Consider the following 12,294-nt stretch of genomic DNA (forward strand, 5'->3'; position numbering starts at 1 on the left):
CTTGCCATGCTGGCATTCTTCGCGGCAGNCTGGTATTTCGGCNGCGCTTGATCTGCTATTTTCGTTCGATCAGCTCAANCTTGTAACCATCCGGATCTTCGATAAAGGCAATCACCGAACCGCCATGCTTCATCGGCCCCGGCGGCCGCGGTATGCTGACCCCCGCCGCNGAGAGTTCCTCGCACACTCCGTAAATGTCCGGCACNCCGAGNGCAATATGCCCGAAACCACTGCCAAGCTCATACGGNGTTTCCTGATCCCAGTTATGCGTCAGCTCAATCACCGTATTTTCTTTTTCATCCCCATANCCGACAAAGGCCAGCGTAAATTTTCCGCCTGGAAAATCCTGCNTNCGCAACAGCGTCATGCCAAGCCGNTCNCAGTAAAAGGTCAGGGATTTGTCCAGATCTTTCACCCGGATCATGGTATGCAGCATTCTGAAACTGCCGCNTTGTGTGNTCATCTTTTCACACCTTCTTTNATGAGTTNCATNACNATNTCCGCCGCNCGCCTGCCCGGCGGCGGGCCNCCTTCNCCCAAGAGTAACATGGCCTCNGTACAGGCGGCAATCTGCGCATCGCGAATTTCCGCCCTCTGAAACAAATCGACAAGTACAGGCAAGATNTTNTCGGCCGTGCANTTNTCAATAACACANTCCGGCACCGCCTCACGCTGCAGCAGGATATTGACAAGATTGGCATATTGCGTGCGGACAAAACGACGGGCGATCATGACGGTCANNGGATTCATGCGATAGGCAATAACCGATGGNAGGCGNGCCAGCGCCAACTCCAGCGCGACGGTGCCGGANGCGGCAAGCGCCACATTCGCCGCCGCCATCGCATCATATTTATCTGCTTCGCCTTCNATGATNTGGTGCGGCANGCCCCATCCCGCCATCTCCTCACGAACAATCTCCCCCGCCCGNCCTATNACCGGCACCAGCAGGCGAAACTCNCCGATTACCGGTTGAAGNCGCCTCACACACTCACGGAAGACCGGCAAATGCCGCATCACCTCTCCCCGCCNNCTGCCGGGCAACAACATCAGGAGNTGCTCTGCCTCTCCGATCTNATNTCGCTTGCGAAAAGCGGCCCCATCNCCCTTTCCCGCNCCACTTTCAATCACCGANTGGCCGACGAAGCTGGCNGNCAGNCCTTCCGCTTCAAAATAAGGCGGNTCAAANGGCAGCAAGGTGAGAAGNTGGTCATATAGGGCCGCAATCTTTTTTGCCCGGCCGGGCCGCCANGCCCAGACGGACGGCGCCACATAATGCAGCTTCGGAAAGGGCGCGCNTTTCAGNTTGGCCGTTACNCGAAAGCTGAAATCCGGGGCATCNACCGTAATGAAGATGTCCGGTNGAAGCTCTTTCGCGGCATGGGCCGTCTCATCGATNCGCCGTAAAAGCCGTGGCAATCGCGGCAAAACCTCCACCAGCCCCATNACGCTGAGNTCCTCCATNGGNAACAGGCTNNCNAGNCCCTCCGCCGCCATNANNGGTCCNCCAACCCCATGAAAGGAAACATTGGGGNNCAGGGNTTTGAGAGAATGCATCAGCCGCGCCGCCAGCGCATCNCCCGAAGGCTCGCCCGCCAGAATAAAGACGCNATATGCNNGNCAATTCGTCATTNNCCNTCATCTTTCGGGCGAACNCCAACNAGAAATATACCTTTTTTATCAGCNNATTGAACCGTTTCNTCAAGGTNGACGATGAGCGTTCTTCCCGCTTCCATGGCGATGCCTCTCAGATTGGCTTCAGCNGCGAGNATNACAGTCTCNGGCCCCAGCGTCGGCATATCAGCCTTCAACTCCTGACCCGGNTTGGAAAGCTTCACGAACACCCCGGCNGGCTTGTCCCAGGCAAATTCGGCCGTGCGTTGCAATAACCGNTCNGTTCCCTCCGCCGCCTCAACGGCCAGTACATAGCCTTCGCGNATGATNGCGCCCTGTCCAATGTCAAGCGCNCCAACCGCNCGGACAATGCGCATCCCCTCNGCGATATCCTTTTCATCCGTCTCTGTCGGGGCAATACGGCCGAGCTGNCCCAAAGGCGCCANAAGTTCCTCCACGAGNTCATGCGCNCCAATCACCTGAAACCCCTTNTCCGCAAGAAACCCGGTAATCGCCCGCATCAGGCCNTCATCNCCTTTGCGCGANGCCGCNGCGATNCGNCNCAGCAGTTTCATCCCTTCCATATCNGGCAGCAAATTCTTGAAATCCGGCCGCCGCACGGGGCCGGCAAGTGTAACAGAGGTGCANCCTTCGCGCCGTAAAGCCTTCAGAAAGGCGCCAACNTTGGNAATCCGGATCACTTCATGGGGAAAATCNGCATAATGCGCNGGNNNGGCNTCNTTCTCGATCANNAGNAGATAAGGCGTATCNCCNCGCCTGCGGAGCGTTTCCGCCAATGCAAGCGGCAGACTGCCGCTNCCGGCAATGATCCCGATGTGAAGGGGCCCTTCGCCCTTATTCGGGCTGACAGAATCCACGCTTNGACTCTTCATTGATNAAATTCATNACTGTCTGGACCGAGGGNAANTTTGCAATNTCTCCCGGCAGGCTNTTGCACCGTTCGGCNAAAGTCCCNNCNCCGGTAAAGAGGTGTTTATAGGCGCTTCTCATGGCGTGAATATCCTCACGGGAGAAATTGCGCCGCTTCATTCCGGTAAGATTNAGACCNCCCANNGTGGCCCGGTTACCGGTAGCGGAACCAAANGGNATNATATCCGTCTCAACCCCGGATGCGCCACCGATCATGGCNTGTTCACCAATACGCACAAACTGATGCACNGCGGACAGNCCGCCAATAATCACAAAATCGCCNANNACCACGTGACCGCCGAGCGTCGCATTATTCACGAGGATCACATGATTGCCAATCAGGCAGTCATGCGCCACATGCGCCCCGATCATAAGCAGGCAATTATCCCCTATCTTCGTCAGCATACCGCCACCTTCGGTGCCGGGATTGATGGTCACATGTTCCCTGATAGAGCAGTTTTCGCCGATCACCAGCTCCGATTTTTCTCCGTGATATTTAAGATCCTGCGGGGCATGACCAATGGAGGCGAAGGGATAAATGACCGTTCCCTTGCCGATGCGGGTCCGGCCCGCAACCGCCACATGAGACTTAAGGGTGACGCCTGCCTGCAGCGTGACCTCGCTGCCGACCACACAAAAGGGACCGACCGTCGCCTCCGGATGGATCGATGCGCCCTCTTCTATAATCGCGGTCTGATGAATATTGCCCATTGGCCACCCGTTTTCCTGCTCACCCGATACAATCTGCGCCATAGCTAGCCCGGAACGGGACGAACCACAAATCAAGCTATGTTACAAGCGGTTACTATCATAGCCTAATCGACAATCATGGCTGAAAATTCCGCTTCGGCCACCTTGACATCCGCTACTTTTACTTCGCCTGTGAAACGCCAGACCGCGCCGCGGTTCTGCTTGACCCGGACATGGATATGAAGCGTATCCCCCGGCGTGACGGGACGACGGAAACGCGCATTATCAATAGACATGAAGAGCACATGCTTGCCTTCACTCTCCGCGCCCAGCGTCCGGATGACCAATACGCCCGCTGTCTGCGCCATGGATTCCACGATCATCACCCCGGGCATGATCGGGCGGTTAGGAAAATGCCCCATAAACTGCGGTTCGTTCATGGTGACATTCTTGATCCCCGTCGCGGAGACGCCCGGCACGATATCCTTTAGCCGATCCACCAGCAACAAAGGATAACGATGCGGGATCATTTCCATTATCTTCATGATATCAAGGCTATCAGCCGTATCGTTGCGGGGGCTGTCAGTCATTTTTGGATCCCTTGCTCCTGGATAATTTACCAAGTGTGGCCATCTGGCGGAAAAATTGTTTACGGGGCCGGGCCGGATATCCGGCATATATTTCGCCGGGCGGAATACTTGATATCACGCCGGATTTTGCCGAAATTTGAGCCGCCCTGCCAATTTTTATATGCCCGGCAAGACCGACCTGGCCCCCGATAACTGCATAATCTTCTATTTCCGTGCTGCCGGAGATACCAGTTTGCGCGGCAATGATAACCCCTTTGCCAATCACAACATTGTGCCCGACCTGCACCAGATTATCGATCCATGTGTTATCGCCAATGCGCGTATCGGGCCCTGCTCCCCGGTCAATAGCTGTATTGGCGCCAATTTCCACATGTGAACCGATGATAACACGGCCAAGCTGCGGAATTTTCACATGTCCGGCCGGATCAGGAGCGAACCCGAAACCTTCCTGACCAATTCTGGCACCGGTATAAATCGCGACATTGTCCCCAACGAAGCAATAATTCAGCACGGCGCCCGCATCAACCCGGCACTGGGAGCCGAGCCGGACCCCCTCCCCGATCACGACATGCGGGCCGATCACCGTACCCGCGCCAATCTCCGCGCGTTCTTCGATCACCGCATAGGGACCAATAGCCACCCCGGCGCCAATCACGGCAGACGAGGCGATGATCGCCGTTGGATGAATTTTGCCGTTCGATTTTGCGGAGGCGTAAAATTTCGCAGCGACCCGCGCATAGGCTTTATAGGGATCCTCGGCAATCAGAATGGAGAGGCCTGCAGGAAGATAGTCGAGAACCTTGCGGCTGGCGATACAGGCAGATGCCTTTGTCAGCTTGAAAGCCCCCGCATATTTCGGGTTACTGAGAAAGGTGATATCACCCTGTCCGGCTTGATCGAGCGGTTTTACATCGGAAATCAGCAGTTCTGGATCGACATTTTCGGCAAGCTCGATATCCGGCAATTCTGCAAGCTCGCCAAGGGTGAAGGGTCCGGCCTTGTCATAAAAATGCGGATCAGGCATCAGCTTTTCTTGAGCGGAACGAGTTCCACCTTGATGTTCTTCAATTTTTTGTTGAGACGTTCGACCAGTTCTTCGGTCAGGTTCAGTGGTTTTTCGGCAAACAGGATTTCATTGACATCAAGAACAAGTGTTGCGCCATATTCATCGATGACATCGCGCATCACGGGGAACATCTGATCCTTGATCTTATTCAGCGCATTGATGCGGCTTCGTTGAATTTGCGTCGTCTTGTCATTCACTTGAGTGCGAAACTCGGCAACCTTGCGGTTAAACGCGGCCTGCTTCTCTGCGAAGGCTTCAGGAGTGACAAGCGCCTTCTGGCGCTCTATCTGGCTTTTCTCCTCCTTCAACTTGTTTTCGGCAGCCTCCAACTCAGCGCCAGTGGTATCTTCTATCTTTCTGACCTGAGCATTCATATCCTGCACGACCGCAAGCTCTCGCATAATCTGCTGCATGTCGATCACGGCAATACTCGCCTTTGACATCTGCTCTGCATGCCCCGGTTGCATAACAGCCGGAAGCAGGAGAAGTGCAACTATGATCGGTTTCACCAGTTTAAATATCATTTTCCCATTCCTAAAAGCGGGTGCCGAAATCAAGCTGGAAGAATTCATCCTTGTCGAAATCCTCTTTCATCAGCGGAACGGCAACATTGATCTGGATCGGACCGAAAGGAGAGACCCAGTTCACCCCGACACCTGCGGCAACGCGCGGGCTCGCACTATCCACGATCCCGGGGTCATTATCATCGATAGTCGTCAACGTTCCCACATCAACAAAAGTCCGGCCAAGAATGCCGTATTCATCCGGCAGGCCAAGCGGGAAGCGCAGCTCGGCCGTCGCAACCGCATAGGCATTACCCCCCAGCGCATCCCCGGATGCACGGTCACGCGGTCCAATACCGCGATTTTCGAAGCCGCGGAAGCTGCGTCCACCGAGATTATAACGCTGGGCAAGGATGACGTCTTCCCCGAGGCCGAAGATATATCCGCCCTTCGCACCAAGGCTCAACACCACATCATTTTCATAAACCGGCCAGAAATGGATATAACTCACATCGGTCGCCAGAGAATGCACATCCCCGCCAACCCCCGAGAAAGTCTGACCGAAGGTGAATTTATCCCCCGTTGTGGGGAACATCGTATCGTCTAGATGACTGATGGTAATATTATACCCGACGGAGGAAATAAGATATTCGCCTTCCGCTTTCTGGATACTGACTGGAGCAAAAGCGGCAAGGTTATCAATTTTTTCGTTCACAAGGCTGTAGAAAATATCACCGCGAACAAATTCCTTGATAGGGAAACCTGCCCGTAGAACGAAACCGGTGCGTTCAAGATCATAACCGCTTTCATCCTGATAATCCCGAACCGTTCGGAAAATATCAAACCCGGCCGCCAGATCTCGCCCAAGGAAGTAGGGTTCCGTGAAACCAATATCAATGGTCTGGGCTTCCGCCCCGACGGAGATTCCAAACCGCAGATCCTGGCCCCGCCCAAGAAGATTACGCTCCCTGATCTGAAGGTCGGCCGAGACACTTTCGGTCGTTGAGAAGCCCGCCCCGACGCTGAGCTCACCTGTCGATTTCTCCTGCACATCCACATTGATGACGGTTTTGTCCGCAGCCGTGCCTTCTTCCTGAGACACTTCGACTTTTTCAAAGAAATCAAGGCCGCGAATACGCGAACGGGAATCCCGCAGCAGCGCGGTATTGAAAGCATCGCCCTCAGCCAGCTTCATTTCCCGCCGGATCACATAATCCAATGTGCGGACGTTGCCGGTGATGTTGATCTGCTCCACATAAACGCGCGGCCCTTTGTTGATCTCATAGGTGACCCCGATAATCAGATTTTCGCTATCCCGGTCCACCCGCGGACGCACATTGACAAAGGCATAACCCAGCTTCCCGGCTTCAAAAGTGATCTTCTGGATAGTATCTTCAATCTTGTCCGCGTTATAGGTTTCCCCTTCAATGGTCGTCACATGCTGAAGAAGGCTTTCGGTCGGCAGTTCCTTGATCTCACTCTCAACGTCGATGGCGCCAAACTTGTATTTTGGTCCTTCTTCGACTGCAAAAGTGATGAAAAATCCATCCCGGTCCGGGGTCAGTTCGGCAATGGCGGAGACAACACGGAAATCCGCATACCCTCTCGCAAGATAGAATTTGCGCAATAGCTCCCGGTCGAAGGTCAGGCGATCCGGATCATAGGTGTCGGAATCAGAGAGAAAATTATACCAGCGGGTTTCCTCCGTCGAGATGGCGCCACGGAGCTGTCGGTCGCTGAAATTCTTGTTGCCGTAAAAACGGATCTTCCGGATGCCCGTCTGCTCCCCCTCATTGATTTCAAAAACGAGATCCACCCGGTTTTCAGGCAGCAGAATCACTTTCGGCTCGACTGTTGCTGCAAACCGTCCGCTGCGCCGGTAAACGGTGACAATCCGCTGCACATCATTCTGCACACGGGCGCGGGTGTAGACAATACGGGGTCGAAGCTGAATTTCCGCAAGCAAGGTATCATCATCAACCCGCCGATTCCCCTCAAAAGCAATCTGGTTGATGATCGGGTTTTCAACCACATTGACGATGAGGGCCGACCCTTCCTGCCGGATGGTCACATCGGAAAAAAGGCCGGTATTGAACAGCGCCTTCAGCGAACGGTCCACCCGCGAGCTGTCATAGGGAGTGCCCGGCGCAACCAGCATATAGGAGCGAACAGTATCGCTCTCGATCCGCTGATTGCCGACAACTCGGATTTCGGAAATGATATTGGAAGACTGCGCGTAAGCGATCCTGCCAAATGGCACCGGTGCCGCAAGCGACGTAATTGCAAACAGGGCAATTATGATAAAAACGCGCAAACCCCTACCCCCCTGAGCGGACAGCCTCAGTTATCGACGATCAGTTCTATCAGACCCGGCATGTCAGGAAAACAAGCCGGTGAAAAAATCTTTCACCCAAGGTTTGTTTATATCATTCCAAGTCGCGAATATCATTAGCATCAGAACAAGCGATAGTCCAACCCGGAAACTATATTCCATCGCCTTTGCCGATGGAGGTTTTCCGCGCACCGCTTCATAGGCATAGAATGCCAGATGACCGCCATCCAGCATCGGCACCGGAAAGAGGTTGATCAGACCAAGGCTGATGGAAACGAAAATCATAAAATTAAAGAGAGACAGGGCATTGTCAGCCACACTGTCGCCCCGCTTCGCCGCATCACCCGACATCTTGAGAATACCGAGCGGGCCGGAAAGCTCTGAGGTATCGCGGCTGCCGGCAATCATCTGCCAAACGCCCTTTAGCGTCGCGGTCGTCACAAACCATGTCTGATCGATCGCGCTGGTCAATGCGCTGAGAGGGCCGTGCTTGATAAATTCTCGCCCCGCCGAAACAATACCGAGGCGACCGATCCGCTGTATATTGCCATCGGCATCAACTTCTTCAACGATATGCGGGCGGACCGGAATATCCAGAACATTCTCGCCTCGCGCCACTTTCATACGAAGCGGCTCGTCCAGCCCGATCAGGACCATACGGCGCATTTCCTCGAAGCTAGTGATTTTGGAGCCGTTAATCTCGATCACCCGGTCTCCGGGCTCTATTCCCGCTTCAGCTGCGGCGCTTTCCGGCTGCACATCACCGGCAATGGCGGGAGTCTGCGCCTGGCCATAGACCATGAAAAGCAGCGCCATCGCCAGAATGGCAAAGATGAAATTGGCGGCGGGACCCGCGAACACGACAGCGGCCCGCTGCCATAGCGGCTTATGATGAAAACTGACTTTCCGCTCCTCCTCCGTCATCTCGTCGATGTCATCGGCGGCTTCACTTGCCACGCCGCCGTCCCCATGAAATTTCACATAGCCGCCGAACGGCACCGCGCAGACTTTCCAGCGACAGCCATTGCGGTCATTCCGGCCCCAGATTTCCGGCCCGAAACCAATGGCAAACGCATCCACCTTTACGCCGCACAGCCGGGCGATCTTGTAATGGCCATATTCATGGACAAAGACCAAAACAGTGATCACAACGATAAAGGCGGGAATATAAATCCAGTTATTGATCAAAAAATCCATTGTACTCTACCGTTTCAAGCCGAAATCACAAATTCGGCCATAATGGAAGATGCCAGCTCGCGGCTCTGCCGGTCGCATTCATAAATATCCTCGATCGACATATGCTCGACAAATTCACTGCGTTGCAGGCATTCCTCCACAACGGCGGCAATATCCAGAAAACCGATACGCCCGCAGAGAAACCCCTCGACAGCGATCTCATTAGATGCATTTAGGACCGTCGGTGCGGATTTTCCAGCCCTGAGCGCCTCCCGGGCGAGCCGGAGGGAGGGAAAGCGCACCGGGTCCGGCGCCTGAAAGCTGAGGGAGCCGATCCGGGCAAGATCCAGCCGCTCCGCCGGGAAGCTGTGCCTTTCAGGCCAGCCAAGCGTATAGGAGATCGGCGTGCGCATGTCCGGCGCGCCCATCTGGGCAAGGACGGAGCCATCCTCATATTCCACCATGCTATGGATAACCGACTGCGGATGGACAAGGATATCAATATTTTCGGCCGGGACAGGGAATAGCCGGACAGCCTCAATAAACTCCAGTCCTTTATTCATCATTGTTGCACTGTCAATCGAGATTTTCGCCCCCATATCCCAATTTGGATGCGCGAGCGCCTGATCTCGGGTGACATGTTTCATCTGATCAAGGGTAAAATCCAGAAACGGCCCCCCTGAAGCCGTCAGGATCAGACGGCGCACCCGCTCTGTCTGGTCAAAATCAAACACCTGGAAGATAGCGTTATGTTCGCTGTCCACCGGCAGCAGCGTGGCGCCAAATTTCTTCACATCGCCCAGCAACAGATCCCCGCCGCAGACCAGAGCCTCCTTGTTGGCAAGGGCGACCACTGCGCCAGTGCGCACAGCCGCCAATGCCGGCGCGAGCCCCGCCGCCCCGACGATACCGAGCATCACCCAGTCAACAGGTCGCGCAGCCGCTTCAATCAGCGCCGGTGTTCCGGCGGCGGCCTCCACGCGGCTGCCTGCCAGCAGGGATTTGAGTTCCGCATATTTTGCGTCATTACCAATAACCGCGAGGCGCGCACCGAACCTGATTGCCTGCTCCGCCAGCTGGGTGACATTTTCATTGGCGCTGAGCACCTCGACAGCGAATTTATCAGGCGCGCCGGCAATAAGATCGAGCGTATTGACCCCGATTGATCCTGTGGAGCCGAAAATACTGACCCGTCGCACGGCGGGATGCACCTGTTGGGTAATTCCGGCTGCGAAGGAGCCTGCACTCATAACATCGTTCCATTCTTTATCAACATTAGGGCCGCGAGGAGTGGCGCTGTCAGAAAAACACCATCCAGCCGGTCCATCACGCCGCCATGGCCGGGAATCAGGTTGCTTGCATCCTTGATTCCGTAATGCCGCTTCCAGGCGGATTCGAAAAAGTCCCCGACCTGCGCCAGAATAGCACAAATTGCTCCCAGTCCCATCATGGCGATTGGCGCGACATCCGCCTTCACCAGAAAATGATTGGCGAGATATGCGACCGCCATCGCCGAGATCATCCCCCCGATCAGCCCGGCCCAGGTTTTATTGGGGCTGATGGACGGCGCGATCTTCGGTCCGCCTATGGTTTTACCACTGAAATAAGCCCCGATATCCGTCGCCCAGATCACAAGAAACAGGCTGAAAGCAATCGCAAAGCCAATATCTGGCAGATCCCTCAGCCACATCAGCGACAGGACAGGTATACCGATCAAAAATGGCCCGAAGAAGGCGGAGACAAGACGGTTCCGCTGTCCCGTTACCCAGACCACCATGAGCATCAGGAGAGCGCCCGCCAGCAAAATCAGGCATGATTCATATGGCCGCAGGGCATATAAACCGGCAAGAGCGGCAATAACCGTAATCGCCATTATAGAGGTCAGCAGGCCCAGCCGGGATTCAAGCCCCGCGCGGCACCATTCATAAGCCATGATCGCCGCGGCCCCTGCCAGAAACAGCATGAAGAAGATGCCTCCGAAATAGAGCGCCGCAATGGCAATCGGAGCAAGAACAAGGGCAGAGATAACCCGCTGCTGCAACGACGACAGGGAAGACATCGCCACAGCTAGAGCGCTCCGTACCGGCGGTTTCTATTCCCGTATTCCGCCACCGCCGCCATCAGATCCTCTTTACGGAAGTCGGGCCAGAGGGTATCCAGAAAGACAAATTCCGTATAGGCGCACTGCCAGAGAAGAAAATTGCTGAGCCGTTTCTCTCCGCTGGTGCGGATCAGCAGATCAGGATCAGGCAAATCCGCCGTATCCAGATGACGGGTAATCATCTCCTCAGAAATATCCTCTGCTGAAAGCTCTCCCTTTTTGATTTTCTCGCCGATTATACGCATCGCCCCGGCAATCTCCGACTGGCTGCCATAGCTGAGGGCGATTGTCAGGATCAGTTTACTGTTATGCTGAGTACGTTCTTTTATTTCTGCAACTAAACTCTGAATATCGTCGGGTAGGCGTTTGATATCACCAATAAATTTTACTTTTACACCCGCATCAGAAAGCGCATTGATTTCTTTTCTGAAGAAAAAACGGAAGAGCCCCATCAGATGATTGATTTCCTCAATCGGGCGGCTCCAGTTCTCAGACGAAAAGGCAAACAGTGTCAGGTAGCGAATACCGAGATCGCCACAGCCGCGCACGGCTTCCCGTACTGCTTCAGCCCCCTGTTCATGACCGCGCAAACGCTGCAAGGACCGTTTCGTTGCCCATCGGCCATTACCATCCATGATAATCGCCACATGCTCAGGGATCGGCCCCTGCCCGGAATCACGCTGTGGAAGAACCTCCATCCGTCAAACCTGCATGATTTCCTGTTGCTTCTCCGCCAGCAGATCATCCACCTTTGCAACATAGCTATCGGTCAGCTTCTGAATAGCCTCTTCCGACTTCTTGCGGTCATCTTCGGAAAAATCGTTATCCTTTTCGGCGGTCTTCGCCTGATCCATGCCGTGACGGCGCACGTTGCGAATGGCAATCTTGGCATTTTCGCCATAACTGGCTGCAACCTTTGCAAGTTCAGCACGGCGTTCTTCGGTCAGTTCCGGGATTGGAACGCGGACGGTCATGCCATCAATCATCGGATTGAGGCCGAGGCCGGAATTACGTATCCCCTTTTCTACCGCCTTCACATTGTTCTTGTCCCAGATTTGCACACTGAGCAGGCGCGGCTCGGGCGTACTCACTGTACCAACCTGATTGATCGGCATCATCGCCCCGTAGCTTTCCACAGTAACCGTATCCAGCAGGCTGGTGTGGGCCCGGCCTGTGCGCAACCCTGAAAATTCATGCTTCAGCGCCTCCAGCGCGCCCTGCATGCGTTTTTCAAGATCTTTCATATCTGGCGCCGCCATCTTCCTCTCCTCCATCGCCGGATATGCGTCCGGCCT

13 protein-coding genes are annotated in these 12,294 nt (G+C 54.9%); all 13 read right to left on the reverse strand.

The genetic code is table 11. From position 1 onward, the window contains the following. Positions 1 to 55: 55 nt before the first annotated feature. The gene (gene gloA / locus CMN55_RS11040) at positions 56 to 463 is read right to left on the reverse strand and encodes a lactoylglutathione lyase (protein ID WP_293949862.1); all 408 of its coding nucleotides are present in this window, start codon (positions 461 to 463) and stop codon (positions 56 to 58) included. Continuing rightward, the gene (gene lpxB, locus CMN55_RS17235; protein ID WP_366932030.1) at positions 460 to 1,629 is read right to left on the reverse strand and encodes a lipid-A-disaccharide synthase; all 1,170 of its coding nucleotides are present in this window, start codon (positions 1,627 to 1,629) and stop codon (positions 460 to 462) included. The genes gloA and lpxB overlap by 4 nt, the downstream gene beginning before the upstream one ends. Beyond that, the gene (locus CMN55_RS17240; protein ID WP_366932031.1) at positions 1,626 to 2,504 is read right to left on the reverse strand and encodes an LpxI family protein; all 879 of its coding nucleotides are present in this window, start codon (positions 2,502 to 2,504) and stop codon (positions 1,626 to 1,628) included. Before CMN55_RS17240 ends, lpxB begins: the two co-directional genes overlap by 4 nt. Beyond that, positions 2,467 to 3,252 (reverse strand): acyl-ACP--UDP-N-acetylglucosamine O-acyltransferase, encoded by a 786-nt coding sequence (lpxA, locus tag CMN55_RS17245; RefSeq protein ID WP_366932032.1) that lies wholly within the window; start codon positions 3,250 to 3,252, stop codon positions 2,467 to 2,469. The genes CMN55_RS17240 and lpxA overlap by 38 nt, the downstream gene beginning before the upstream one ends. A 104-nt stretch (positions 3,253 to 3,356) precedes the next feature. After that, entirely contained in the window at positions 3,357 to 3,821 is a 465-nt protein-coding gene (gene fabZ / locus CMN55_RS11050) for a 3-hydroxyacyl-ACP dehydratase FabZ (protein ID WP_293949864.1), read from the reverse strand. After that, entirely contained in the window at positions 3,814 to 4,845 is a 1,032-nt protein-coding gene (lpxD, locus tag CMN55_RS11055) for a UDP-3-O-(3-hydroxymyristoyl)glucosamine N-acyltransferase (RefSeq protein WP_293949865.1), read from the reverse strand. Before lpxD ends, fabZ begins: the two co-directional genes overlap by 8 nt. Continuing rightward, the gene (locus CMN55_RS11060) at positions 4,845 to 5,459 is read right to left on the reverse strand and encodes an OmpH/Skp family outer membrane protein (RefSeq protein ID WP_293949866.1); all 615 of its coding nucleotides are present in this window, start codon (positions 5,457 to 5,459) and stop codon (positions 4,845 to 4,847) included. Before CMN55_RS11060 ends, lpxD begins: the two co-directional genes overlap by 1 nt. Then, complete coding sequence (bamA, locus tag CMN55_RS11065; protein ID WP_293949867.1) at positions 5,422 to 7,704, reverse strand: outer membrane protein assembly factor BamA; 2,283 nt, start codon at positions 7,702 to 7,704, stop codon at positions 5,422 to 5,424. Before bamA ends, CMN55_RS11060 begins: the two co-directional genes overlap by 38 nt. 63 nt (positions 7,705 to 7,767) lie before the next feature. Beyond that, a complete protein-coding gene (gene rseP / locus CMN55_RS11070) occupies positions 7,768 to 8,919 on the reverse strand; it encodes an RIP metalloprotease RseP (RefSeq protein WP_293949868.1) in 1,152 nt (383 codons plus the stop codon). Positions 8,920 to 8,933: 14 nt separating this feature from the next. Further along, entirely contained in the window at positions 8,934 to 10,148 is a 1,215-nt protein-coding gene (gene dxr / locus CMN55_RS11075; protein WP_293949869.1) for a 1-deoxy-D-xylulose-5-phosphate reductoisomerase, read from the reverse strand. Then, entirely contained in the window at positions 10,145 to 10,957 is an 813-nt protein-coding gene (locus CMN55_RS11080) for a phosphatidate cytidylyltransferase (RefSeq protein WP_293949936.1), read from the reverse strand. The genes dxr and CMN55_RS11080 overlap by 4 nt, the downstream gene beginning before the upstream one ends. 8 nt (positions 10,958 to 10,965) lie before the next feature. Beyond that, the gene (locus CMN55_RS11085) at positions 10,966 to 11,697 is read right to left on the reverse strand and encodes an isoprenyl transferase (RefSeq protein WP_293949870.1); all 732 of its coding nucleotides are present in this window, start codon (positions 11,695 to 11,697) and stop codon (positions 10,966 to 10,968) included. Between the two features lie 3 nt (positions 11,698 to 11,700). Then, positions 11,701 to 12,258 (reverse strand): ribosome recycling factor, encoded by a 558-nt coding sequence (gene frr / locus CMN55_RS11090; RefSeq protein ID WP_293949871.1) that lies wholly within the window; start codon positions 12,256 to 12,258, stop codon positions 11,701 to 11,703. Between the last annotated feature and the right edge of the window lie 36 nt (positions 12,259 to 12,294).

Source organism: Sneathiella sp., from assembly GCF_002694385.1.
In the GTDB taxonomy this organism is placed as follows: domain Bacteria; phylum Pseudomonadota; class Alphaproteobacteria; order Sneathiellales; family Sneathiellaceae; genus Sneathiella.